Genomic DNA, 23,820 nt, shown 5'->3' on the forward strand with positions numbered 1-23,820 from the left:
CGGAGGGGCAGGGGTGTGGGACGTAAAGCGAAGCAGTCCCACACCCCTGCCCCGGAGGCCCGTCACCGCACCCACAGCCCCGCGCAGCGGACCCGCCCGCCGCTGGGGGTACCTCCCACGCCCCTTAGGCAGTGGGGGAGCAACGGCGAAAACCCCCACGGCGGGAAAGCCGAAAACGCGCGGCGGATCAACCCGCATAGCTCCGCAGGAAAATCGCCTCGGCCAGCGAAAGCCGTTCCAGCTCCTGCGGCGAAACGCTTTCGTTGACCGCGTGGATCTGTGCCTCCGGCTCGCTCAGGCCGATGAGCAGGATCTCCGCGTCCGGGTAGAGCGCGGCCAGCGTGTTGCACAGCGGGATCGAGCCGCCCATACCGGAGGTCTGCATCTCCTCGCCGTCGTACGCCTCGCGCAGTGCCGCCGCCATCGAGGTGTACGCCGGACTGCTCGTGTCGGCGCGGAACGGCTGCCCGTGGCCGATCTGCTCGACCGCGACCCGCGCGCCCCACGGGGCGGCGCGCTCCAGATGTGCGGTCAGCAGCTTCGTCGCCTCGACCGCGTCCGTGCCCGGCGGCACCCGCAGGCTCACCAGCGCCCGCGCGCCGGCCTGTACGGACGGGGTGGCGCCGACCACCGGCGGGCAGTCGATGCCGAGCACCGTGACGGCCGGACGTGCCCAGATGCGGTCCGCGATCGAACCGCTGCCCACCAGCCCGACACCGTCGAGCACCTTGGCGTCCTTGCGGAAGTCCTCCTCCGGGTACTGCAGGCCCTCCCAGGAGGCGTCCGCGGCCAGTCCGTGCACCGTGGTCGAACCGTCCTCGGCGCGCAGCGAGTCCAGGACCCGGATCAGTGCGGCCAGCGCGTCGGGGGCCGCGCCGCCGAACTGGCCGGAGTGCAGATTGCCCTCCAGGGTGTCGACCTGGACCCGCACGAGCGTCATCCCGCGCAGCGTCGCGGTCACCGTCGGCAGCCCGATCCGGAAGTTGCCGGCGTCGCCGATGACGATGGCGTCCGCGGCCAGCAGCTCGGGGTGGGCCTCGGCGTAGCGCTCCAGGCCGCCGGTGCCCTGCTCCTCCGAACCCTCCACGATCACCTTGACGTTGACCGGAACGCCGCCGTGCTCCTTGAGGGCCCGCAGCGCCGTCAGATGCATGATCAGGCCGCCCTTGCAGTCCGCCGCGCCGCGCCCGTACCAGCGGCCGTCGCGCTCGGTCAGCTCGAACGGCGGGGAGACCCAGGCGGCCTCGTCCAGCGGCGGCTGTACGTCGTAGTGCGCATACAGCAGCACCGTCGGGGCGTCGGCCGGGCCGGGCAGGAAGCCGTACACGGAGCGGGTGCCGTCCGGGGTGTCCAGCAGCGCCACGTCCTGGAAGCCGTCCGCCCGCAGCGCCTCGGCGGTCCAGTCGGCGGCCGCCTCGCACTCGCTCTTGGGGAACTGGGCAGGATCCGCCACCGACTTGAAGGCCACCAGCTCGGCCAGCTCGGTCCTGGCGCGGGGCTGCAGTGCGGCGACGGTACGTGCGAGGGGGCTGTCAGACATGGAAGGAACGCTCCTGGTGGGCGCGACGTTGTGCGTACGGGCCGGCCGGCCTCGTGAGCCGGACGGGCCGGACGTACGGGCATCAGTGCCCCCGATCTTCCCACAGGCCTCTGGCTCAACAGCGGCCCGTAGGATGCGGGCGGTACGCGCAGGCAGGCATCGGATGGGAGCAGAAGCACAGGTGAGCAGCGAGCACGCAGCCGAGGACAACCAGCAGGTGTGGGACGTCGTGGTGGTGGGCGCGGGGCCTGCGGGCGCCTCGGCCGCGCATGCCGCGGCCTGTACAGGACGCCGGGTGCTGCTCCTGGAGAAAGCGGAGCTCCCGCGCTACAAGACCTGTGGCGGCGGCATCATCGGCCCTTCGCGGGATGCGCTGCCGCCCGGCTTCGATCTGCCGCTGCGCGACCGGGTGCATGCGGTGACGTTCTCGCTGAACGGCCGGCTGACCCGCACCCGCCGTTCCAGGAACATGCTGTTCGGGCTGATCAACCGCCCCGACTTCGATGCGCGGCTGGTCGAGTCGGCCCAGGACGCGGGCGCGACGGTCCGTACGGGCGTCACGGTCTCGCGGGTGGAGCAGCACGGCGCCGAGGTGCCGGACCGGCGGACCGTCGCGGTGGTGCTGGGCGACGGTGAGGTGGTGCTGGCCCGCGCCGTGGTGGGTGCGGACGGCAGCGCCGGACGGATAGGAGCCCATGTCGGGGTCAAGGTCGACCAGGTCGACCTCGGCCTGGAAGCGGAGATTCCGGTACCGGCGCCGGTCGCCGAGGACTGGGCGGGCCGGGTGCTCATCGACTGGGGTCCGATCCCCGGCAGCTACGGCTGGGTCTTTCCCAAGGGCGACACGCTTACCGTCGGTGTCATCTCCGCGCGGGGCGAGGGGGCCGCGACCAAGCGCTATCTGGAGGACTTCATCGGCCGGCTGGGCCTTGCCGGTTTCGAGCCGAGCATCTCGTCCGGGCACCTGACGCGCTGCCGCGCCGAGGACTCCCCGCTGTCCCGCGGCCGGGTGCTGGTGTGCGGTGACGCGGCCGGGCTGCTGGAGCCGTGGACGCGGGAGGGCATCTCCTTCGCGCTGCGGTCGGGGCGGCTCGCGGGGGAGTGGGCGGTGCGCGTCTCCGAGGCGCATGACGCGGTGGACGCCCGCCGGCAGGCCCTCAATTACGCCTTCGCCATCAAGGCGGGCCTCGGTGTGGAGATGGGCGTGGGGCGCCAGATGCTCAAGGTCTTCTCGCGCCGACCCGGGCTGCTGCACGCCGCCATCACCGGCTTCCGCCCGGCCTGGCAGGCCTTCGCGAAGATCACCCGCGGGACGACCACACTGGCCGAGATCGTCCGCACCCACTCGGTGGCGCGACGCGCGCTGGAGGCGATGGACCGGCGGTGAGGCGGGGCCCGGGCCGTCCGCGGGCGGCGGTGCGGAGGGGCCATCGGCCCCGCGTCGTCGCCCGCGGGCCGCGCGCGACGCCGTCCGCCCCCCGGCCCGTATCCCCGCCGTACTCCCTGGGGAGTACGGCCGATCACCGCACCGGGCTGACGCCGCCGGCCCCCGCCGCGGTCTAGCGTGACGGCATGGAGAACGCATGGCCGCCGTGGGCGCGGCGCTGCCTCGGCCCGGAGCGGGAGCCGTGGCCGGCGCCCCCGAACGGGGAAGCACGGAGCTGGTCCGGCACGCGGCTGCCATGGCTCTCGACGCTCGCCGTCACGGTCTTCGTGATGGTCGGCTCCGGTTTCGCCGGGCACGACCATCCGGGCCGTGTCCCGCTGGACGCCTTCGCCGGCGTGCTGCTGCTCGCCGGAACGGCCCTGCTGCTCTTCCGGCAGCGCTATCCGCGCTCCGTCGCCCTGGGCACCGCCATCACCACCGCGGTCTACCTCGCGGCCGGATATCCGTACGGACCGGTCTTCCTCACCCTCGCCCTCGGGGCCTTCGCGGCGATCGTCGCCGGGCATCGCAAGGTCGCCTGGTGCGCACTGGGCGGGGTGTGGGTCTCCCACGTCCTGGTCGTCCACTGGCTCTACCGTTGGCTGCCGCCCTCGCACGACGGGCCCACCCCCTGGGAGCAGGAGTTCTTCGTTCTCGCCTGGGTGGTGGCCGTGGTGGCCCTCTCGGAGCTGGCACGGGTGCGCCGCGAGCAGCTGGCGAAGGCGCGGGCCGAGCGGGCGGCGGCGGAACGGCGCAGGGCGGACGAGGAGCGGCTGCGGATCGCCCGCGAGCTGCACGACGTCCTCGCCCACAGCATTTCCGTCATCAACGTCCAGGCGGGCGTGGGCCTGGCGCTGCTCGACAGCGACCCGGAGCAGGCGCGGTCCGCGCTGACCACCATCAAGGGCGCGAGCAAGGAGGCGCTCGGCGAGGTCCGCCAGGTCCTCGACACCCTGCGCACCCCGGGGGACGCCCCGCGCTCCCCGGCCCCCGGGCTGGACCGGCTGCCCGAACTCACCGAGCAGGCCGCAGGCGCCGGCCTCGCCGTGGAGGTCACCACCGAGGGTGCCCCCGCCACCCTGGCGCCCGGCACCGACGTCGCGGCCTTCCGCATCGTCCAGGAGGCGCTCACCAACATCGTCCGGCATTCCGGCTCGCGCACCGCCCGGGTGCTGCTCGTCCATGCGCCCGGAGCGCTGGAGATCCGGGTCGACGACGACGGCCCCGCGACCTCCGCCGCGGACGGACCGGACGGCGGTGGCAACGGGCTCGTCGGGATGCGGGAGCGGGCCGCCGCCCTGGGCGGCACCGTGGAGGCGGGCCCGCGCCCGGACGGCGGCTTCCGGGTGCGGGCCCGTATCCCGCTGCCCGGCACGCACGACCGGGGCCGGGCGACGGATGCGGATTCGGTGACCCCGGCCGCCACCGAGGAGGAGTCGTGATCCGGGTACTGCTCGCCGACGACCAGCTGCTGGTCCGGGCCGGTTTCAAGGTGCTGTTGGACGCCCAGCCCGGTATCGAGGTGGTCGCGGAGGCCGCGGACGGGCAGCAGGCGCTGGCGGCGGTGCGGGAACACCGCCCGGACGTCGTCCTGATGGACATCCGGATGCCGGTGGTGGACGGCCTGGTCGCCACCCGCCACATCACCGAGGACCCGCGGCTGCCGGAGGTGAAGGTCGTCATGCTGACCACCTTCGAGCTGGACGAGTACGTCTTCGAGGCGATCCGCTCCGGTGCCTCCGGCTTCCTGGTCAAGGACACCGAACCGGAGGAACTGGTGCGGGCCGTGCGCGCGGTCGTGGCCGGTGACGCACTGCTCTCGCCGGGTGTCACCCGCCGCCTCATCGCCGAGTTCGCGGCCCGTTCCAAGGAGCCGGCCGCGGCCGATGCCCTGTCCGTACTGACCGACCGGGAGCGCGAGGTGATGGCGCTGGTCGGCATCGGTCTCTCCAATGAGGAGATCGCCCGCCGGCTGGTCGTCAGCCCGCTGACCGCCAAGACGCATGTCAGCCGCACCATGGTCAAACTGGGCGCCCGCGACCGCGCCCAACTGGTCGTGCTGGCCTATGAGTCGGGGTTGGTGCGGCCCGGCTGGCTGGGCTGAATCCAGACCACGTCCCCGGAGGACGGGCTGGCCCCCGGCCGGCCGGGCAGCCGCCGGAGCACCCGCACCACTTGGATGCAGAACAGCACCCCGCCGAGGGCAGCGCTCACCGTGAGCCACGGTCCGCGCCACGCGGCCGGCACCGGGCCCCACAGGACCGCGCTGCCCAGCACCCCGAAACCTGAAGCGCCCACAAAGGCGCCACTGACCAGGGCAAACATGATCTCGACGGTGACCGCGTCGCGCTCGGCCTGCGTACGCCTGGGTGACATGCCGACAGTCTCCCAGGGGCCACCGCCTCCGGTCCGCCCCCAAGGGGAACACGCCCTGGCCGCCTGCCGGTTGGCCCTGCCTGCCCGTTGCGCAGTAGCTCTCCGCTTTCCGCACGTGATTTCTGGTGGGACTTGAGCGGGCACGGACTCCGGAACCCGGCACTGACGGGGTTTTCGGCTTGCATCAAGGGCCCGTAAAACCCATGTCCCATCGAGCGCATAGGGGGCGCCTGTGTGCCTGTGCTCTCGGGGCGCACTGATCATGAACGGCTTCATCAGAGGTGCTGGGCAGTAAGAACCTGTTCGGCGGGATGGTGCTGTTGGACGCCCAGCTCGCGTACACCTATTCCGTGGCCGTTCTCCCGCTGACCCGCGAACTTCCGGCCACCGCGGTGACGAGCCGTCGACTGGCGTCGTCGCGGGTGGACGGGATTCCCGCGCTCAACCGCGTCACCGGCCGCGGCAGGGACTTGCCCGACCTCGGAACCCAGCTGGCCCGTTACCGCGCCGATGATCCCGACCTCGCGGCGCTCATCAGCACGTACGCCAGGGAACGGCTCATGCACGACGCCCGGTTGGGCTGGCGCATCGAGGGAATCCGCATGATCGGGTGGACGTCCGGACGCACGACGTACGAGGATCTTCTGTCCCTCGCCGAAACCCTGATGATCATCATCGGCGACTTCCCCGGAGAGGCGTGGGACCGGCCACAGCAACAAGTATCCGGCACGGGCGTCCCGCGCAAGGGCCGCGGCAAGCATCGCGCGCCCACCCGGGAAGGGGGCATCCGCCGGGCGGCAGATCCCGGCCGCCGGCCCGTACGGCGACGGCCACGCCCTCGACCTGATCAGGCGATGACTGACCGTGCCGCCGTCGGCAGCAGTCGAGTGATGGGGTGCGGACAGCTCTCAGACCCCGGCGCGTTCCCGCCACAGCCGGGGGAGCTTCTCATCGCCGGTGATCGTCATCGCGTCCCACGGCAGGCGGTTCCACAGCGCGAGATACAGCTCTTCGGCCGGGCCCTCGACCGTGCAGTCCGCCGGCTCGTCGGTGTCCGGTCCGTCGCCGTCGGCCTCCGTGGTGGTACGCACCGTGTGCGGCGGCGCGTCGGAGAGCCGGACGGTCCAGTCGGCGCCGGGCGCGTTCGTCGCGCGCAGCCGCAGCGTCCGGGGGGCGTCCGTCCGGACCTGGCTGCGGTCACGGCCGTGAAAGCCCGTCAGGAGTTCATCGATCCCGTCGGCCGCGAACGCGGACGGGAGGGGGGTGAGGGAGGTGCCGAGCGCCTGTTGTGCGTCCACGCGGTGCACCGACGTCTCGTGCGCCTGCCGGCGGGCCCAGAACGCGAGGGGGGAGGGTGCGGGGAGGAAGGTCCAGGCCGCCAGGTCCTGCGGGGCGGAGTGCAGCGCCAGGACGAGGTGGTGATGGCCTTCGCGCAGCCAGGCCACGAGGTCGTCGTCGGCCAGGTCCGGAGCCTCGGGGGGACGGCCGGGCTGCTGCAGGCCCTGCGTCACGAACTCCGTCGCCCAGCGGTGGACCTGTCCGATGTGGGTGACCAGATCCCGCATCTGCCACTCGGGACAGGCCGGAATGCGGGCATCCGGCCCCGCCTCCTCGGCGGCGTCGGCGAGCAGGCTTCCGTCCAGTCGCAGCGATTCGACGAACTCAGTGATCTCCATGGTCAGAAGTGTGCCAGCCGCCACTGACAACGGGCCCGTGCGGGTCCGGGCGGCGGCCGCACGCACACCGGGGAGCGGTCGCCCGCACACCGGGGAGCGGGCGGCGGCGTGCTTGTCCGCGGGGGCGCGCCGGTCGCTTCACGGCCGCCCGGTGTGGTGCGCCCCGCGGGTGGCGTAGGCGATGACCGCGGCGACCGCGGCCAGCAGCGCCACCGTCGTCAGGGCGGCCGGCAGGCCGGCCGCCTCGGCGAGGAAGCCGATGGCGGGCGGTCCGAGCAGCATGCCGCCGTAGCCGACCGTGGAAGCCACGGCGACCCCGTCCGGACCACCGCTCTCACCGGCCCGGGCAATGGCGATCGGGAAGATGTTGGCGAGCCCCAGGCCCGCGACCGCGAAGCCGGCGCAGGCCGCCCCGGCCGAGGGGGCGAGCGCGCCGAGCAGCATGCCGGCGGTCGCCGTCGTCCCGCCCGCGATCAGCGCCCGCGCCGCGCCGAAGCGCTGCACGATCGCGGTCCCGGACAGCCGCCCGACGGTCATCGCCAGCGCGAATACGGCATATCCGGCGGCGGCCGTACCCGCTCCGGCGCCCAGGTCCTGGGAGAGGTGCAGCGCACCCCAGTCGGCCATGGCCCCCTCGCCGTACGCGGTGCACAGCGCGATCAGCCCGAAGACCAGCACCAGGCGGCGACCGCGGTCCGCCCGGCCGTGCCGCGGCCGGTTCTCCTGTGCCGCCGGCAGCCGCTCGGGGACGGCCGGGGCCGGGTGTGCGCGCAGCGAGTTCCCCGCAACGGCCGTCACCAGCAGTCCGATCGCGGCGAGCAGCAGCAGATGGACGGTGGGGGAGAGGCTGCCCGCGATCAGCCCGCCGAGGCCCGCACCGAGCATGCCGCCGAGGCTGAAGGCGGCGTGGAAGCTGGGCATCACGGGACGCCGCAGTGCACTGATGAGGTCGACCGCGGCGCTGTTCATCGCGACGTTGAGCGAGCCGTACGCGGCGCCGAAGACCAGCAGGACCAGTCCCAGCGCGGTCGCCGAGTGGGTGAGCGGCGGCAGCACGATGCTCAGCGCGAGGGCGGCTGCGGAGGCGGTCGTCACGGCGTGGCTGCCGAATCGCCGGCACAGCCTGCCGGTGATCATCATGAAGGCGACCGCGCCGGCCGATACGCCGAGCAGCGCGAGTCCCAGGGCGCCGGCGCCGGCGCCGGTCTGCGCCTTGATCGCGGGGATCCGGACCACCCAGCCGGCGAAGAGGAAGCCGTCCATGGCGAAGAAGGCCGTGACGGCGATACGGAGGCGGGTCAGGTGCGGATCGACGGGAAGAGTGGGGACCCGGTCCTTCCTCAGGGCCGCCCGTATTTTGTTTAGTGTCGGCACAAAGCAAGAATAGGGGGGTGACCCAGACTCGGACAACCAGGCTGGAGCGGGGCCGTGGCGCCCTCGGACCCGCACTGGAGCTCGTACACACCGGACGCGCACCCACCCGCGCCGTCCTCACCTCCGAACTCGGCGTGACCCGCGCGACCGCGGGGGCGGTGGCCGCCGAGCTCGAAGCGCTCGGCCTGATCACCGTCGACTCCCGGCCGACCGCCTCGGCCGGCTCCCAGGGGCGCCCCTCCCACCGGCTGTCCGTCGCCGAGCACGGTCCGGTCGTGCTCGCCGCGCAGATCCACGCCGACGGCTTCCGGGTCGCGCTGGTGGGCCTGGGAGGCCGCATCGTGGCGACCTCGACCGGCTGCGGCACCATCCCCGCCGACCCGGCGCATGTCCTCGCCGAGGTGGTCGCGGCCGGCTGGGACCTGCTGCGCGAGACCGGGAGGCGCTGCCTCGGCGCCGGCCTCGCGGTGCCCTCCGCGGTCGCCGAACCGGATGGTGAGGCCCTCGCGCCGCTCCACCTCGCCTGGCCTTCCGGTGCCCCCGTACGCGCACTCTTCCTGCGCGCGCTGGCCGACGCCGGCATTCCGGGAGTCACCGGGGCGATCGGCTTCACCGGCAACGACGTCAACCTCATGGCGCTCGCCGAACACCGGCACGGCGTCGGCCGGGGCGCCCGCGATCTGCTCTGTGTGGCGTCCGGCCACCGGGGCGTCGGCGGGGCGCTGGTGCTCGACGGCCGTCTGCACAGCGGAAGTTCGGGCCTGGCGCTGGAGGTCGGACATCTGACGGTCAACCCCGAGGGAGCGCCCTGCCACTGCGGCAGCCGCGGCTGCCTGGACGTCGAGGCGGACCCGCTCGCCTTCCTCGGCGCCGCGGGCCGCGAACCGGGCCCCGAGGTCTCCCTGCTCCGGCAGGCCGCCGATCTGCTGCGGGACGAGTACGCCGATCCGGGCGTCCGCTCCGCTGCCGATCTCCTCATCGACCGCCTCGGGCTCGGCCTGGCCGGACTCGTGAACATCCTCAACCCCGACCGCATCGTCCTCGGCGGACTGCACCGCGCCCTGCTGGAAGCCGATCCGGAGCGGCTGCGCGCGGTGGTCGCCGACCGCAGCCTGTGGGGCCGCAGCGGCGGGGTGCCGATCCTGCCCTGCACCCTCGACCACAACAGCCTGGTCGGCGCGGCGGAGCTGGCCTGGCAGCCGGTGCTGGACGATCCGCTGATCGTCGTCGACCGGTAGCGGACCGGCCGGGCGGGGTGACCGGCTCCTCAAGGCGCGGCGCCCTCTCCTCAAGGAGCAGCGCCCTCTCCTCAAGGAGCAGCGCCCTCGCCTCAAGGCGCGGCGCCCTGCCGTCCGGCCGGCGTCCTAGGCTGTGGCCATGATTCCCGAAGCGGTCGCGCACAGTCCCTACGTCAGCCTGGTCACGTACCGCAAGAACGGGACCCCGGTGGCCACTCCGGTGTGGGCGGTGGCAGAGGGGGAGGAACTCCTGGTGTGGACGCGGGACGACAGCTGGAAGGTGAAGCGGCTGCGCCACGACGGCCGGGTGACCGTCACCCCGTGCGACGTCCGGGGCCGGATCGCCGAGGGTGCGCAGACCGTCGGAGGCACCGGCCGGCTCCTGGAGGGGAGGGGCGAACTCGGCCGGGTGCGCCGGGCGATGGCGGGCAAGTACGGGCTGCGCTTCCGGCTGATGGACGGCGTCGGTGCGCTGGTGCGCGGCGGAAAGCGACCGCATGTGGGGATCTCGGTCACGCTGTAGGCGCCCGCTGCGTTTCCCGGCTCTGGTGCGGGGACCGCGCCCAGTCGGCGGCGAAGGCGCGGGCCGGGTTCGCCGTCAGGAACCGTGCCACCAGGTCGGTGCCCAGGGCGACTTCGAGACGCTCCCGGTGACGGCGCAGCAGATGGGGCATGCCGGGCCCGCCGTTCACCGACCGGGCGCCGGCCGTCGTGGTGTCGCCGCCGAGCAGGATCCGGTCGGCGTGGCCCGCTTCGGCGAGTGCGGCCAGTGCGTCCGGCAGCCGCCAGTCGGTTGCATGATGGGCTCGTGAGGGGCCGTCGAAGGCGAGATATGCCCCGGCCTCGGCGGCCTTCCGGTGCACGACGAGGTCCGGTGAGCGGTTGAGATGGCCGAGGATCACCCGGTCCGGCGGGACCGCCAACTCGCCGCAGAGCAGGTCGAGTACGTCCAGCGCACCAGTGCCCTGCTCCAGGTGGACACCGATGACGGCACCGGTCGCCCGCTGTACCTCGGCGGCCGCGGCCATGGTGTGCCGGGCGTGCCGGTCCAGACCGTGGAAGCCGCCCGCGACCTTGATCATCCCGGCTCGGGGGCCGGTGCCGCCGATCCCTTCGGTCAGCTCGGCGAGGAAGAGCCCGGCCAGATCGGTGCGGATCCGCTCCAGCGCCTCAGGCGGGTAGTGCGCCGCCTGGTGCAGCCCCGTGGCGGCGACGATGTGCACTCCCGACTCCCGTGCCAGTCGCGGTAGTTCGTCGGCGCCCCGGCCCATGCCGTACGGCGTCCACTGGATCACCGCCGCACCGCCGGCCGCACGGAAGGCGCGCAGCTCGGCGGCCGCGGCCGCGGCGTCGTCCAGCTCCTGGCCCGGTAGCAGGGGGCTGCGCAGGAAGAGGTGGTCGTGTGCATCGCAGATGCCGAGGTCGGCGGGGGAGATGTCACCGAGGACCGTACGGACGGCGGGGGCGGCCGCGGGGGCCGGGCTCACCACTGCCGTCCCGTGCCGAGCCGGCCGGTGCCCGGGGCGGACAGATGTAGCACCTCGTAACGGTCCCCCGCGGACCGGGGGGAGGCGTGCGCCCAGAGGGTGAAGTGGACCAGCTCCCAGTGCCGTGGGTCCAGGGCCAGCGCGGTGGTGTGCACCCCGTCCGTCGTGGCCAGCTCCTCGTGCCCGGCCACCGCACGGGCGACGACTCTCGCGGCGTCCGCGTCCTCGGTGAGCGTCTCCGTCCGCCGGGTGAAGGCGCGGGGCGGGGCGTCGGCGGCCGGTCCGGGGCGGTGGAACAGCCCCGGCCAGTGCTGGACGACCGGACGTCCGAAGTCGTGGACCACCCCGCGGAATCCGTCACCGAGGAGGAAGCGGTTCATGGCCTCCGGATCGGCCCAGAGGTAGTACGGTGCGTACTGGTTGACCGGCGAGCCGTCGACCCCGCGCTCCCGGACTCCGTACGCCTTGAGGCCGAGTCCGGCGAAGTCGTCCAGGACGTGGCCCTTGGACCTCACCCGGTGCCGGATGATCTGCATGTCGTAGTCGGCGGGCAAGGTGATCGCGTACTGCATGGCGTGCATGGCGGACTCCGTACGGTGCGGGGAGGGGCCCTCAGCGGGTGGTGCCCGTACCGGGCGTGACCTGTGCGGCGAGCAGGGACAGCACGCCCCGTACGGCCGCGTCGAACGGCGCGGTGTCATCGGCCGCGCGGGCCAGGACATAGCCGCCCTGGACGACGGCCGTGACGGTCGCCGCGGTGGCCGACGGGTCCAGTCCGGGGGCCAGTTCGCCATGGCGCTGCCCCTCGGCGAGGACCTCGGTGATCCGGCCCTGGAGCCAGCCGAACATCTCGTCCAGCGGCTGCCGCAGCTCGGCGCTGGAGACCACATCGCGGTCCTGTGCCATCCGGCCGACCGGGCAGCCGCGCAGCACCTCCCGCTCGCGCAGCAGATAGCCCGCGACCCGGTCGTACGCCGTGCCGGGGGCGCTCAGGCACTCCTCGGCCGCCGCCTTCATGCCCTCGGCGGTGCGCCGGATTGCCGCCAGCGCGAGGCCGGACTTGCCGGCGAAATGGTGGTACATGCTGCCCTGGCCGACGTCCGCGCGCTCCAGGATCGCCTTGGGGCTGGTGCCGACGTACCCGCGCTCCCACAGGAGCTCCTGGGCGCTCCGCACGAGGCGTTCCTGAGCGCTGGGGGTGTCCTGCGCGCTGAGAGTGTCGTGAGTGCCGGGCAGTTGCTGCATGCCGGGTGATGCCTGTGCGACGGGAGGTACCTGCGTGCTGGGCGGTACCTGTGGGCCGAGCGAACCCTGAGTGCTCATGGGTGCACTGTACATACCAGTAGTTACAGAGAACAAGGGGCCGTGCCCCCGAGCGGGCCGTGCGCGATCGAGTGGCCGGAGCAGGCGGGGGCGCCTCGCGTACTCCCGGTGCCGTACGGACGGAGCCGCTGGCCGTACGACGACCGGCGGCCTCCCGAGGGCGAGGCTCGAAGGAGACCGGAATCCCCGGTCTTCCCCGTCGCCGGAGACCTCCGGCGCACCGTTTCAGCGAGGAGCTGATCGTGATGTTCGAGCTCGCCGAACCCTGGGCCGGCGGCGGCCCAGGCCCCTGGATCCTGTTCGTCCCCGTCCTCTGGGCGCTGGTCATCGTCGGCGTGGTGACGCTGCTGCGCCGCACCGGCGGGCGCCCCGGGGGGCCCGGGGGACGGTTCCGCGGCCCGCAGTACTCCGCCTCCGTTTCCGCCTCCGCCGACGCGCCCTCACCCCTCGTCGTGCTCGGCCGGCGCTTCGCCTCGGGTGAGATCGACGAGGAGGAGTACTGGCGACGGCTCTCCGTCCTGGAGGAGCACTTCGGCGCCGGTCCCAAGGGAAGCGCGGCATGACCGCCACCGGGCCCACCGCGGCCGCGCCCGCCGCATCGGCGGCCCTCTCACCGGTTCATCGGTGTGAGGGTCGGGGCGCGGCCCGCCTGACGACCGGACAGCCTGGCCGGACCGCCTGACGACCGGACAGCCTGGCCGGATCGCCTGACCGGTCCGGCAGAGGGGGGACCGCCTGACCGGCCCGGCAGAGGGTGGACCGCCCGGTCGGCCCGGCAGCGGCCGGTCGCGGACCCGCCCCGTCAGCCGACCTTCGTGCCCCGTATCCGGGAGCGCGGACCGGCCGCCGTACCGGTGTCCTCCAGCGGCAGGGGCTCCAGATAGCCACGGACCGTAAGGGCCTCTTCGGGGGCGGTGGCCAGGGCCGGAAGAGTGAACCACACGACTTTGCCGCTGCCGTCCGCACGCACTCCCCAGCTCTCGCTGAGCGCCGCGATCAGCGCCAGGCCGCGACCACAGGTCTCCCAGCTTTCCGCGGCCCGGATCCGCGGCAGCCGGGGATCCTCGTCATGCACCGAGACCGTCAACTGATCGAGAAGAACGAGCAGTTCCACGGTGCACTGTTTGCTGGGGCGGGCGTGCCGGTGGACATTGGCGAGGAGTTCGGTCACCCCGAGCGCCGCCGGGTCTATCAAGGCGTCGAGATGCCAGTACCGCAGCTGCGCGGAGACGATTCTGCGCACATGTCCGATGCGAGCCGGAACGGCTTGGAGCTCCACCGTGCAGTGCCTGCTGGGCTGCCTGATCACGACCGCGACTCCCTGATGAGGCCGGGCGCCCCTCTCACCGGGCAGGGGCGAAGATCGGATCCAGCGATGCCGGCTACCCCACAGCGTCACCGCTGGTGAACCCTCAGTGATACGAGTCCAGGGTCGGTCAGCCGATGCGCTCCCGCAACCGCACCGCCACGTCCGGAGGGCCCCGTCAGGTGCGTTGCGGCCGTGCCGCCTCCAGGGCCTTGAGGAACAGTTCCGGGGTGCCCAGGGTGAGTGAATAGCGGTGGCCGTTGAGCGTGGCGAGCGCCCGGTCCCGCGCCGCGAACAGCGGCTTATGGGCCTGTACGGCCTGCAGCGGGGCGCTGTCGATCTCCGTGCCGTAGCTGGTCAGCAGGACCAGCCTGCCGTCCGAGATGACGACCTGTCCGGCGCGGGTCAAGGACCGCAGCCATCGCTCGATCCGTACGCCGGTCGCGTTGAACTCGGGTCCCGCCATGCCGGCACCTCCTCGGTGAGACGGGCAGTTGCCCTCCACCGCCCCTTGAGGGGAAGTCTGCCGGTGCGGCGCCCGTCGCACCAGTGCCCCTTGGTGCGCACGGCGCGAGGCGGCCCGCTCCACGACCTTCTTGGGGTATCCCAAAGCGATGTTTATGCAGGTGAGAAGGGTGCGGGCGGTGGTTATAGTCGAAGTCTGCCCGCCGTTGTGTGCGGGCCTTCGAACCCCAGAGGAGCGCGCCGGTGAGCACCGCACAGCAGCCGCAGAGCCGGCCCGACCAGGAGGCCGTGGCCGGTTCCCCGATATCCACCGAGGCCGTGGCCGGTTCCCCGATATCCACCGAGGCCGTGGCCGGTTCCCCGATGTCCACCGAGGCCGTGGCCGGTTCCCCGATGCCGACCCTGGATGGCGACCGCACGGATCCGGCCTACCGGAGCTGGCTCAAAGAAGCCGTCCGCAAGGTCCAGGCGGACGCCAACCGCACCGCCGACACCCACCTCCTGCGCTTCCCGCTGCCGGAGGAGTGGGGCATCGACCTTTACCTCAAGGACGAGTCGACCCACCCCACCGGGAGCCTCAAGCACCGGCTGGCCCGCTCGCTGTTCCTCTACGGGCTGTGCAACGGCTGGATCCGGCCGGGGAAGCCCGTCATCGAGTCCTCCAGCGGCTCCACGGCCGTGTCCGAGGCGTACTTCGCCTCGCTCATCGGAGTGCCGTTCATCGCGGTGATGCCGGCCACCACCAGCCGCGAGAAGACCCGGCTGATCGAGTTCCACGGCGGCACCTGCCATCTGGTGCAGGACCCGCGGACCGTCTACGAGGTCTCCGCCCGGCTCGCCGCGGAATCCGGCGGTCATTACATGGACCAGTTCACCTACGCGGAACGGGCCACGGACTGGCGCGGCAACAACAACATCGCCGAGTCGATCTACCAGCAGCTGCGGCTCGAACGCTATCCCGAGCCCGCCTGGATCGTGGCGACCGCGGGCACCGGCGGCACCTCCGCGACCATCGCCCGCTATGTCCACTACATGCAGTACGACACCCGGGTCTGCGTCCCCGACCCGGAGAACTCCTGTTTCTTCGACGGCTGGCTCACCGGCGATGCGAAGACCGACTGCGCCACCGCCTCCCGTATCGAGGGCATCGGGCGGCCCCGTATGGAACCGAGCTTCGTGCCCGGCGCGATAGACCGGATGATGAAGGTGCCGGACGCGGCCAGCATCGCCGCCGTACGTGCCCTGGAGACCGCGATCGGGCGCAAGGCGGGCGGCTCGACCGGCACGGGGCTGTGGAGCGCCCTGAAGATCGTCGCGGAGATGGTCGCCGAGGGCCACCGGGGATCGGTCGTCACCCTGCTGTGCGACCCGGGCGACCGCTATCTCGACAAGTACTACTCCGACGACTGGCTGGCCTCCCAGGGGCTGGACATCACGCCCTACGCACGCACCCTCGACACGTTCCTGGCCACCGGCTCCTGGCCCGTCTGAGGGCAGGGGGCGGCGGCCCCGACGTGGGTCCGAGTCCGTTGCGCGGACCCACGCCGGGGCCGCCTCAGGTCTTGGCGAGCCTGCGGTCCAGGGCCCGCGCCGACTCCCGGAAGGCGCGGCCCAGGCCGGGCCTGGCCAGCGTCAGCAGGAAGCGGAACGGCGCCGGGCCGTCCGCCGCGAACGTCCACCGCAGTCGGGTGCCGCCGCCTGCAGGCGTCAGCCGCCAGTCCTCCAACAGGGCCCGCAGGCCAGGGGCGTTGGTGGTGTCGACCCGGTAGGCGTAGTGCGCATCGGGCTCGGCCGCCAGGACCGTCTCCGTGAAGCGGGTGCCGCCGGTCAGTCGTACCTCGCGGCCCTTGCCGCCGCGCGTCGGCGCCGACCGTGCCACGCCCGTGAACCAGCGCGACCAGCCCGCCACGTCGTGCGCCAGCGCCGCATACACCGCCTCCGGTGGCGCGGCGACCTGCGCGGCGAACACCAGCCGCAGCGGGGCGGATGCGGCGAAGTCGAGCTCGACGGGGCGGAGTCGGTGTGCCATGGGACGAGCACCCCCTACGGGACGGTCGACGGGCCTGCGTCGCTCACCATAGCTGACGGAGTATCAGGTGTCTGTGTCGGTCGGCGGTTCGCCCGCCACCACCAGCTCCGGCGGCAGCTCGGCGAACTCCGCGCGCGCCTCGGCGGACAGCCCGGCATCCGTCACCAGCACCTCCACCTGATCCAGCGTCGCGAACGAACTCAGGCCGACCGTGCCCCACTTGGTGTGATCGGCGACCACCACCACCCGGCGCGCGGACCGCACGAAATGCCGGTTGGTCTCCGCTTCCGCCAGATTCGGCGTCGACAGCCCCGCCTCCACCGATATGCCGTGCACCCCGAGGAAGAGCACATCGAAGTGCAGCGACCGGATCGCGGCATCCGCCACCGGGCCCACCAGGGTGTCCGACGGCGTACGCACCCCGCCCGTCAGCACCACGGTCGCGGCGCCCGCGCGGGGACCCGCGCCGCCGCTGGCCGCCACCCGCTGTGCGCCGTAGAACACATCGGCCACCCGTACCGAATTCGTCACCACCGTCAGATCGGGCACCTCCAGCAAGTGCTGTGCCAGCGCGAAGGCGGTCGTGCCGCCTGCCAGCGCGATCGCGCTGCCCGGTGCCGCCATCTCGGCCGCCGCCTTGGCGATGTCCTCCTTGGCGCTCAGCTCCAGCGTGGACTTCACCTCGAAACCGGGCTCGTGTGCGCTCGGCTCGCTGACCGGCACCGCTCCGCCGTGCACCTTCTCCACCATGCCCTGGCGGGCCAGTGCGTCCAGATCGCGGCGGACCGTCATGTCCGACACGTTCAGCTTGCGGGTGAGTTCATTGACCCGCACCCCTCCGCGCCGCCTGACCTCGTCGAGAATCAGGGCACGCCGCTGCTCCGCGAGGAGGTTCTGGTTGTCGCTCACCCCGGCCCGTCCCTTCCGCCCCGGCTCGTTGTGCCGGGTCGTACGCGCTGGCTGCCGCCCGCGATCACTGGTGCCCTCATCCTCGCACGAGGTACTGACAGCGATGCTGATGACGGGGGAAGCGAGGGCCGGCGGCCGGAGTGGGTGCTGGATGTGCTTCGCGGGGGAAGAGACAATCCGGGGGCGCGCACCCGGTGCCGCACCGCACGGCGCCGCACCGCACCGCACCGCACATCACCGCACCGAATACGGGGCACGCCTTCAGAGCACGCCTTCAGAGCACGCCTTCACAGCACGACCACAGAGCACGACCACAGAGCACGCCGTCCGAGCACGCCGTCCGAGCACGACTACGGGGGACAACAGTGGAGACCGCGGACCCGACACCGCACGCGCGTCCAACGGACCGTGAGAGCACCGCAGACGGGCCACCGGCCGCCGCACCGCAGCTCTCCCTGGAGCTGCTGGTGCACGGTGTCGGCGGCACCACCGCACAAGAGATGCTCGGCGACCCACGCGTCCAGCTGATCACCGGCGACGACACCGCCGCCTGCTACCGCCGCACCGACGACGCGGACGCCGAGCAGCGGCCCGACGACTACCGCGGCGAGCCGGTCCGTGAGGCGTACTGCTGGTCCAACCTCACCTCGGGCAACGGAGCCCGTGCCCTGTGGCTGCTCCTGGTGCCCTTCATGGTCGCCAACCTCGCCCACTGGATGCGCCCGGCCGCCCCGCCCGAGCACCCGGCCCAGCGGCTCTACGACCTTCTGGTCCGCATCCTCGCCCTCACCCTCACCGTCCTGCTCGCCGCCGCGGCCTGCGAGGTCGCCCTCGACCTCACGGCCTGGCAGTGCGCCGGCACCACCGTCTGCGCCGCCGGCAAATCCTGGATGGGCTTCCTCAGCCCCGACAACTCCGGCTGGTGGAGCGCCCCGGGCCGCCGCCTCGCGCTCGCCTCCCTGGTGCCGCTGCTCGTCATCGGCTTCCTGTGGTGGCTCTCGCGCCGCACCTGGAGCGCCTACGAATCCGCCTCACCGCCGCCCCGGATGCCCGGCACCTCCCGCGACACCCCGGTCGGCGAACGCACCGCGCTGAGTCTCGACGGCTTCTGGTACGGCCGCCGGCTGGTCGCCCGGCTGCGCGCCGCCCACACCACCGCCGGCGTGCTGACCATCGCCGCCGTACTCCTCGCCGCCGGCGCACAGGCCGACGGGCGCGACGGCGGCGGCACCGTCCTCGCGGTCACCGGCCGGGCCCTGGCCGCTGTGGTCATTCTGCTCGCGGCCGCCACCGTCCTGGTCGTGTGGCGCACCGCCCGCAGCGAGGCCGTACCGGACGACGAGTCCGACCATCCGGTCGTGCGGGCGCTGCCGTTCGCCTCCCTCGGTGTGCTGGCGCTGATCGTGGTGCACACCGGCTGGGCGCGCCCCGGATCCCACAGCCACGGCGCGCTGCCCGGCGCCGCCGCCTTCGGCGGAATCGCCGTCTTCCAGGGCCTGTTGGTCCTCGCGCTGGCGCTGACCGCCTGGGTTCTGCAGCGTGCCGCCCGCGACGACGCGCGCAGCGCCCTGCGCGGCATGGGCGGCCCCGCCGTCGCCCTGCTGGCCTGCGCGGTCGGCGGGGTGCTGTCCGGGGGAGTGGCCCAGCGCTTCGCGGACTGGCTGGACGGCGGGGCGACCCCCGGCCAGGACCACGCGCCCATCCCCGGGCCGCCGGTGCTGCTGTCCTGGCAGGCCTCGGTCATCCCGGTGCTGCTGGTCGTCGTCGCGATCGTGGTCGTGCTCGCCGCCGTCCGCGTGGTGATCGTCGGCGGCCGGGTGGCCAAGGACGTCCCCGGGCTCTACGACCCGCGCGAGCATCCCGACGAGCGCCGTACGAAGCGGATCGCGGGCACCATCGCCGGCGCCGGACTCACCGACTCCGCACCGGTCCTGGTCGCGGCCACCGCCGCCGTCACCCTCGTCCTCGGCGCCGGCGCGGTGGCCGGCGCCTGGCTCAGCGACCGGGCGCCGGGCCGCGCCACCGAAGGCTGGCCGCCGGTGGTGCACGCCGCCGCCGAGACCGCGGAATCCCTGGGCTCCTGGCTGATGAGCGCCGGTGTCATACTGCTGATCACCATGGGCCGGCGCGCCTACCGCGACCACTCGGCGCGCCGCACCATCGGCATCCTCTGGGACGTCGGTACGTTCTGGCCGCGCGCCGCCCACCCCTTCGCACCGCCCTGCTACGCCGAGCGCGCCGTCCCCGACCTCACCTGGCGGATGGCCACCTGGACCGAGCGGTTCGACGGCCGGCTGGTGCTCTCCGGGCATTCCCAGGGGAGTGTGCTGGCGGCCGCCGCCGTCTGGCAGTTGGACCTGGTCACCCGCAGCCGGGTCGCGCTGCTGACGTACGGCAGTCCACTGGAACGGCTCTACGGACGCTGGTTCCCCGCCTTCTTCGGGCCGCCCGCGCTGACCGGACTGCACCGCCAGATGGACGACTGGCGCAACCTGTGGCGCTTCACCGACCCCATCGGCGGCCCGATCCGGCTCACCTGTGACGACGGCCGCCGGATCGACGAGGGCCCGCTGCGCGACCCGCTGGCCTTCGGCCGTACCCTGCAGAACCCGCTGCCCGCCCAGATCCTGGGCCACGGCGACTACCAGGCAGACCCGGTCTTCGGCCGGGTGCGCGCCGAGCTGATCGCCCGGCTCGGTCCGGACCTGCCGGGACAGCGGCCCGCCGACGACTGCACGGGACGTGGCAGTGCCGTCGGCAGCACGGGAAGCGGCGCCGCCGACGGCTGCGCGGGCCGAAACTCCCCCGAGGACTGCGCGGGCGACCGTCCCGCTCAGGGGAGTTCGGGCAGATCGTCCGCGTAGAGCAGGGTGAGGTCGTCGGTGCTCGGGGCGGCCAGCTCCGCCACCCGCCCCGCGTGCCGCTCGACCATCGCCTCGAAGGTCTGCCGTGCGGTACGGCCGTTGCCGAACGACGGCCCCTTGGGCAGCGCCGTGAAGTACTTCAGCAGCGCCTCGCCGGTCCCCTCGGCGAGGCGGTACTCGTGCTCCTCGCCCTGCTGCTCGACGATCCGCAGCAATTCCTCGGGCGCATAGTCGCCGAAGGTGATGGTGCGGGAGAAACGGGACGCCACACCGGGGTTGACCGCCAGGAAGCGCTCCATTTCGGCGGTGTAACCCGCCACGATGACCACCACGGCCTCCCGGTGGTCCTCCATCAGCTTCACCAGGGTGTCGATGGCCTCCCGCCCGAAGTCCCGTCCGGAGTCCTCGGGGGAGAGGGCGTAGGCCTCGTCGATGAACAGCACCCCGCCGCGCGCCCGGTCGAACGCCTCCTGGGTGCGGATCGCCGTCGACCCGATGTGCTCGCCGACCAGGTCCACCCGGGACACCTCGACCAGATGCCCGCGTTCCAGCACCGCCAGGGACGCCAGGATTTCGCCGTACAGCCGCGCCACGGTGGTCTTGCCGGTGCCGGGGGAGCCGGTGAACACCAGGTGGCGGCGGGCGGATGCGGCCTTCAGCCCCGCCTCCTGGCGCCGGCGGCCCACCTCGATCATGTTGATCAGGCTGCGCACCTCACGCTTGACGCTCTCCAGCCCCACCAGGGTGTCCAGCTCGCCCAGCACCTCGTCGGAGGGCCTGCCGCCGACGGCCGGTCCGGCGGCAGCCGGGGCAGCCGGGGCAGCCGGGGCAGCCGGCGACGGGACCTGTGCCGGGACGTTGCCCAGCAGCCCCGCGGTCTGTGTGGCCTGCTGTACCGCGGGGGCCGCCACAGCTCCGGCGGCCGGCACCTGCACGGCGCGGCTCTCGTCGCTGGTGCAGTCCTGGACCGTCGGCCCGTCGCCCTGCCCGGCGCCGCCCTCGGCGAACTCGTACCCGCCGCGCGCACACCGCTCCGTACGGCACCGGGTCAGCGCCGTACGGCAGCCGTCGATCACATGGAAGCCGAACCCCGAACTCCCGGTGACCCGGCAGCCGTGGAAGGTGCCGCGGCCCTCCGCGGAGACATAGAAGCCCGCCTCGGCCGGTGAACTGACCGTGCAGCCCTCGATGGTGGGGTCCGCGCCCTTGGTGACGATCACGCCGGTCTGTGCCCCGTCGATGGTGCAGTTGGCGAGCGTGCCGCCGCTGCCGTGGTCGCGGAACCATGCACCGGTCGCCGCGTCCCGAATCCGGCAGTCGTCGAGCTGCACGGTCGCCCCGTCGCTGACCGAGACCGCGGTGTTGCGGACCTGGGCGAGGTCGCAGTCCACGACATCGGCGCGGGAGCCCCGGTCCAGCACGAACAGGGCGTCCGGCACATCGTGCACCCGTGTCGAGTCCAGCAGGGCGGTGGCACCGTCGCTGACCCATACCGCCGGATAGTCGCCGGTACTGTCATGGATCTCGCACTGGTTGGCGTCCACCCGCGTGCCCGGGTCCCATACGGACAGACCGTTGCGTCCGAAGTGCCGCACCGTGCTGCGGGTGAGCGTCAGCACCGAACGCGACCGCAGATCGACGGCGTTCTCCGGGATGTCGTGGATGTCGCAGTCGGCGAGCGTGAGCACCGCATCGGTGTCCAGGGTGACGCCGTCGGCGGAGGTGCGGTGCACCGTGCAGTCGGTGAGGTGGCCGGTGGCCCGCGCGGCCACCTGGATCCCGGCGCCCTTGATCTCGTACAGCTCGCAGCCCACCGCCTCGACCGCGCTGCCCTCGCCGTTGACCGACAGACCGGCGCCCGAGGCGTGGTGGATCCGGCAGTTCTCCAGTCGCGGATGGGCCCCGCCGCGCACCGCCACCCCGGTCTGCCCGGCGGCCATCACCTCGCACTCCTCGAAGACGCCGCCCGCGCCGTCCAGGACGCTGATGCCCACCCCGCCCGCATTGTCGACCGTGCAGCGCCGCACCGTCGGGCGGGCGCCCCCGCGGACCTCGATGCCGGACGCCGACCGGGTCACCACCCGCAGACCGGACAGCTCCGGGGCGCCGTCCTCCACCAGCAGCGCGGGCGAGGCGGAATCCGTCGCCTCCAGATGCAGATCGTGGACGGTGGCCGACGCGCGCACCGTCAGCGCCACGCCGTCGGCCGGGGCGATCCGCACCGACCCGCGTGCCCCGTCCGGGCCGCGCAGCGTCACCGCGCGCACCAGCACCAGATTCTCGCGGTAGGTACCGGCCGGGACGGTCAGCACATCACCGTCCCCGGCGGCCTCCAGGGCGGCGGCGAGCGAGCTGTACTCCCCGGTGCGGCGTCGCCAACGCGACGTTCCGGAGTGCGTCACCTGGACCGAGCCCTGTGCCATGGCGCTGTCGTGCCCCCACCTCGTGCGGCTGTTGTCGGCCCGGCACCATCCGTCCGCGGATGTCCGCTTTCCGGTCTGCGGGGCCCCAGCCGAGAGGCTGGCGCCACCACCGTAGCGCGCTCGGCGGGCGGCAGTTGACACGGTCGGCCGCCCCGGAAGGCGGCCTCTCAGCTCCCCGCGCCGGCCCGGCCCCAGTCCTGTCCGGCGCGCTCCCACTCCTCGTCCCAGCGGCGGAAGCGCCGCACCATCAGCTGCCAGACGACCATCCGCCGGGCGCCCTCGATCATCATGCCGACCCCGGCTGCGGTGCCCAGACCGGCCATCACCGCATGCGTACCCGCCGTGTCGACGTCCATCGGCCGCGGCACCACCCGGCCCCGGCCGTCCGCCCAGATCCGGAACCGCTCACCGGCCTCCACCGGGCGCGGCGCGGCGAGCTGCCCGATGTGCGCACTGCCGTCCGGGCCCGTCCAGCGGGCGAGGACCCGGCGGTGCGCATCGCGCTGCGACGAGGTCTCGGGATCGGGGTCGAGCGGGGTCCGGGAGATCAGCCGGTCGACCGTCACCCACTCCAACTGCCGCTGCTGGTGCTGTATCCGTACGGTCGCCAGCAGCGCGCCGTGTGCGGCCCGTCCGGCGAGCCAGCCCACGGAGGTCGCCCCGAGGACGATCAGCACGGCGGCGGCCAGCGCCGCCCAGGCCTCGATCCGATCGGTCCGGCGCCGCAGCGGATTGCGCCGCCAGCGCCATACACCTCTCATCGCTCGCATCGTGCCCCCTCTCCGTATCCGTGGATACCTCATCGGGGGTGGTCCAGGCGAGGGTTCTGCGAAGAGCGAGCAACTTCCCCCCGTACAAAGAGCGACAACCGGACGTATGGCACATGTCCGGGGGCCTGCCCCGGCGTTCCCCGCGATCCCGTCCACCGCCAGGACGAACTCGCCGCGCCGCGGCTCGCACAGCACCTCACGGGCCGCGCACTCCTCGACCAGCAGCCGCAACTGCGGCAGCCGCCGGGCGGTGAAACGGCGTTGCAGCAGCCGGCGGCCGGATTTCTCGCCCGGCACCTCGGCCGGATCGGGGCTCAGTACGCCCGCACCACCTCCGTCAGGGCCGGCCGCGGCACCGTCCCTGCGCCCAGCCGGTGCAGCATCCGCCGCGCCCGCGGTCGCAGCGCACCTCGACCAGCTCGTGGGCCGCCGCGTACCGGGCAGGATGAGCAGGCCTCGACACCCGGCTCTCCGCCTTCCGTCGGCCTTTGCCGTCGGCGGCGCCGGGCGCTCCGCCGACATGGTCACCGGCCGCGGCGGCCCGCAGCCGACGCGGGCGCCCACGGCGCGACCTCGGCGAACCGTCGCGCCGGCCCGTCGGTCCGTCAGCCCGC

Annotated in this window: 21 protein-coding genes; 8 read left to right on the forward strand and 13 right to left on the reverse strand. The window is 73.2% G+C overall.

Features of this window, described 5'->3' with window-relative positions; all coding sequences use genetic code 11:
• Positions 1-187: 187 nt before the first annotated feature.
• Positions 188-1,540, reverse strand: a complete 1,353-nt coding sequence (locus tag ACF088_RS24840; RefSeq protein WP_392377980.1) for a dipeptidase — start codon at positions 1,538-1,540, stop codon at positions 188-190.
• Between the two features lie 181 nt (positions 1,541-1,721).
• Here ACF088_RS24840 and ACF088_RS24845 point away from each other — a divergent pair, with 181 nt between their 5' ends.
• The 3 genes from ACF088_RS24845 to ACF088_RS24855 all read left to right on the forward strand — a co-directional run bounded on the left by ACF088_RS24845 (position 1,722) and on the right by ACF088_RS24855 (position 5,070).
• Complete coding sequence (locus tag ACF088_RS24845) at positions 1,722-2,927, forward strand: geranylgeranyl reductase family protein (protein ID WP_392377981.1); 1,206 nt, start codon at positions 1,722-1,724, stop codon at positions 2,925-2,927.
• A 185-nt stretch (positions 2,928-3,112) separates the two neighbouring features.
• Positions 3,113-4,408, forward strand: coding sequence for a sensor histidine kinase (locus ACF088_RS24850; RefSeq protein WP_392377982.1), 1,296 nt, complete (start codon positions 3,113-3,115; stop codon positions 4,406-4,408).
• Positions 4,405-5,070, forward strand: a complete 666-nt coding sequence (locus tag ACF088_RS24855) for a response regulator (RefSeq protein ID WP_392377983.1) — start codon at positions 4,405-4,407, stop codon at positions 5,068-5,070. The genes ACF088_RS24850 and ACF088_RS24855 overlap by 4 nt, the downstream gene beginning before the upstream one ends.
• Here the strand turns inward: ACF088_RS24855 and ACF088_RS24860 are convergent.
• The 3 genes from ACF088_RS24860 to ACF088_RS24870 form a co-directional block, all read right to left on the reverse strand.
• Complete coding sequence (locus ACF088_RS24860) at positions 5,031-5,342, reverse strand: DUF6332 family protein (RefSeq protein WP_392377984.1); 312 nt, start codon at positions 5,340-5,342, stop codon at positions 5,031-5,033. The two genes, ACF088_RS24855 and ACF088_RS24860, sit on opposite strands and share 40 nt — an antisense overlap.
• A gap of 908 nt (positions 5,343-6,250) precedes the next feature.
• Positions 6,251-7,018: a maleylpyruvate isomerase family mycothiol-dependent enzyme gene (locus ACF088_RS24865; protein ID WP_392377985.1), complete on the reverse strand. Its 768-nt coding sequence runs from the start codon at positions 7,016-7,018 to the stop codon at positions 6,251-6,253.
• A gap of 138 nt (positions 7,019-7,156) precedes the next feature.
• Entirely contained in the window at positions 7,157-8,392 is a 1,236-nt protein-coding gene (locus tag ACF088_RS24870) for an MFS transporter (protein WP_392377986.1), read from the reverse strand.
• 17 nt (positions 8,393-8,409) lie between these two features.
• On the opposite strand from ACF088_RS24870, the gene ACF088_RS24875 reads away from it, so the two are divergent.
• Complete coding sequence (locus ACF088_RS24875; RefSeq protein WP_392377987.1) at positions 8,410-9,630, forward strand: ROK family protein; 1,221 nt, start codon at positions 8,410-8,412, stop codon at positions 9,628-9,630.
• A 139-nt stretch (positions 9,631-9,769) separates the two neighbouring features.
• On the forward strand, positions 9,770-10,153 hold the full coding sequence (locus ACF088_RS24880; protein WP_392377988.1) for a PPOX class F420-dependent oxidoreductase: 384 nt from the start codon (positions 9,770-9,772) through the stop codon (positions 10,151-10,153).
• Here the strand turns inward: ACF088_RS24880 and ACF088_RS24885 are convergent.
• Genes ACF088_RS24885 through ACF088_RS24895 form a run of 3 tightly spaced genes read right to left on the reverse strand, consistent with a single transcriptional unit; the run spans position 10,143 to position 12,362 of the window.
• Positions 10,143-11,117, reverse strand: coding sequence for a phosphotriesterase (locus tag ACF088_RS24885; protein ID WP_392377989.1), 975 nt, complete (start codon positions 11,115-11,117; stop codon positions 10,143-10,145). The genes ACF088_RS24880 and ACF088_RS24885 overlap by 11 nt on opposite strands.
• Complete coding sequence (locus ACF088_RS24890; protein ID WP_392377990.1) at positions 11,114-11,698, reverse strand: DUF4865 family protein; 585 nt, start codon at positions 11,696-11,698, stop codon at positions 11,114-11,116. The genes ACF088_RS24885 and ACF088_RS24890 overlap by 4 nt, the downstream gene beginning before the upstream one ends.
• Positions 11,699-11,729: 31 nt before the next feature.
• Positions 11,730-12,362 carry a TetR/AcrR family transcriptional regulator gene (locus ACF088_RS24895; protein WP_392378178.1) on the reverse strand — a complete coding sequence of 211 codons (633 nt, stop codon included), beginning with the start codon at positions 12,360-12,362 and terminating at the stop codon, positions 11,730-11,732.
• Positions 12,363-12,685: 323 nt separating this feature from the next.
• Between ACF088_RS24895 and ACF088_RS24900 the strand changes: the two genes are divergently transcribed.
• Positions 12,686-13,003, forward strand: a complete 318-nt coding sequence (locus tag ACF088_RS24900; protein WP_392378179.1) for an SHOCT domain-containing protein — start codon at positions 12,686-12,688, stop codon at positions 13,001-13,003.
• A 239-nt stretch (positions 13,004-13,242) separates the two neighbouring features.
• Here ACF088_RS24900 and ACF088_RS24905 read toward each other — a convergent pair whose 3' ends face one another.
• Entirely contained in the window at positions 13,243-13,749 is a 507-nt protein-coding gene (locus ACF088_RS24905) for an ATP-binding protein (protein WP_392377991.1), read from the reverse strand.
• A 175-nt stretch (positions 13,750-13,924) separates the two neighbouring features.
• Complete coding sequence (locus ACF088_RS24910) at positions 13,925-14,212, reverse strand: hypothetical protein (protein WP_392377992.1); 288 nt, start codon at positions 14,210-14,212, stop codon at positions 13,925-13,927.
• 362 nt (positions 14,213-14,574) lie between these two features.
• On the opposite strand from ACF088_RS24910, the gene ACF088_RS24915 reads away from it, so the two are divergent.
• Entirely contained in the window at positions 14,575-15,702 is a 1,128-nt protein-coding gene (locus ACF088_RS24915; protein ID WP_392378180.1) for a PLP-dependent cysteine synthase family protein, read from the forward strand.
• Positions 15,703-15,766: 64 nt separating this feature from the next.
• Here ACF088_RS24915 and ACF088_RS24920 read toward each other — a convergent pair whose 3' ends face one another.
• Both ACF088_RS24920 and ACF088_RS24925 read right to left on the reverse strand, forming a co-directional pair.
• Positions 15,767-16,240, reverse strand: a complete 474-nt coding sequence (locus tag ACF088_RS24920) for an SRPBCC family protein (RefSeq protein ID WP_392377993.1) — start codon at positions 16,238-16,240, stop codon at positions 15,767-15,769.
• A 63-nt stretch (positions 16,241-16,303) separates the two neighbouring features.
• On the reverse strand, positions 16,304-17,149 hold the full coding sequence (locus ACF088_RS24925; RefSeq protein WP_392377994.1) for a DeoR/GlpR family DNA-binding transcription regulator: 846 nt from the start codon (positions 17,147-17,149) through the stop codon (positions 16,304-16,306).
• 365 nt (positions 17,150-17,514) lie between these two features.
• Here ACF088_RS24925 and ACF088_RS24930 point away from each other — a divergent pair, with 365 nt between their 5' ends.
• A complete protein-coding gene (locus tag ACF088_RS24930; RefSeq protein WP_392377995.1) occupies positions 17,515-20,013 on the forward strand; it encodes a hypothetical protein in 2,499 nt (832 codons plus the stop codon).
• On the opposite strand, the gene ACF088_RS24935 is transcribed toward ACF088_RS24930, so the two are convergent.
• Positions 19,983-22,436 (reverse strand): right-handed parallel beta-helix repeat-containing protein, encoded by a 2,454-nt coding sequence (locus ACF088_RS24935; protein ID WP_392377996.1) that lies wholly within the window; start codon positions 22,434-22,436, stop codon positions 19,983-19,985. The genes ACF088_RS24930 and ACF088_RS24935 overlap by 31 nt on opposite strands.
• Positions 22,437-22,603: 167 nt before the next feature.
• Positions 22,604-23,197, reverse strand: a complete 594-nt coding sequence (locus tag ACF088_RS24940) for a hypothetical protein (protein WP_392377997.1) — start codon at positions 23,195-23,197, stop codon at positions 22,604-22,606.
• Positions 23,198-23,820 lie beyond the last annotated feature (623 nt).

It is taken from the genome of Streptomyces sp. NPDC015125, from assembly GCF_043080045.1.
GTDB lineage: Bacteria > Actinomycetota > Actinomycetes > Streptomycetales > Streptomycetaceae > Streptomyces.

What these genes read in the sequence shown, in the direction of transcription:
- ACF088_RS24840 (WP_392377980.1), bottom strand. Translation starts at nt 1,540, where the DNA reads ATGTCTGACAGCCCCCTCGCACGTACCGTCGCCGCACTGCAGCCCCGC.
- ACF088_RS24850 (WP_392377982.1), top strand. Translation starts at nt 3,113, where the DNA reads ATGGAGAACGCATGGCCGCCGTGGGCGCGGCGCTGCCTCGGCCCGGAG.
- ACF088_RS24860 (WP_392377984.1), bottom strand. Translation starts at nt 5,342, where the DNA reads ATGTCACCCAGGCGTACGCAGGCCGAGCGCGACGCGGTCACCGTCGAG.
- ACF088_RS24865 (WP_392377985.1), bottom strand. Translation starts at nt 7,018, where the DNA reads ATGGAGATCACTGAGTTCGTCGAATCGCTGCGACTGGACGGAAGCCTG.
- ACF088_RS24880 (WP_392377988.1), top strand. Translation starts at nt 9,770, where the DNA reads ATGATTCCCGAAGCGGTCGCGCACAGTCCCTACGTCAGCCTGGTCACG.
- ACF088_RS24890 (WP_392377990.1), bottom strand. Translation starts at nt 11,698, where the DNA reads ATGCACGCCATGCAGTACGCGATCACCTTGCCCGCCGACTACGACATG.
- ACF088_RS24895 (WP_392378178.1), bottom strand. Translation starts at nt 12,362, where the DNA reads ATGCAGCAACTGCCCGGCACTCACGACACTCTCAGCGCGCAGGACACC.
- ACF088_RS24900 (WP_392378179.1), top strand. Translation starts at nt 12,686, where the DNA reads ATGTTCGAGCTCGCCGAACCCTGGGCCGGCGGCGGCCCAGGCCCCTGG.
- ACF088_RS24910 (WP_392377992.1), bottom strand. Translation starts at nt 14,212, where the DNA reads ATGGCGGGACCCGAGTTCAACGCGACCGGCGTACGGATCGAGCGATGG.
- ACF088_RS24915 (WP_392378180.1), top strand. Translation starts at nt 14,575, where the DNA reads ATGTCCACCGAGGCCGTGGCCGGTTCCCCGATGCCGACCCTGGATGGC.
- ACF088_RS24920 (WP_392377993.1), bottom strand. Translation starts at nt 16,240, where the DNA reads ATGGCACACCGACTCCGCCCCGTCGAGCTCGACTTCGCCGCATCCGCC.
- ACF088_RS24935 (WP_392377996.1), bottom strand. Translation starts at nt 22,436, where the DNA reads ATGGCACAGGGCTCGGTCCAGGTGACGCACTCCGGAACGTCGCGTTGG.
- ACF088_RS24940 (WP_392377997.1), bottom strand. Translation starts at nt 23,197, where the DNA reads ATGAGAGGTGTATGGCGCTGGCGGCGCAATCCGCTGCGGCGCCGGACC.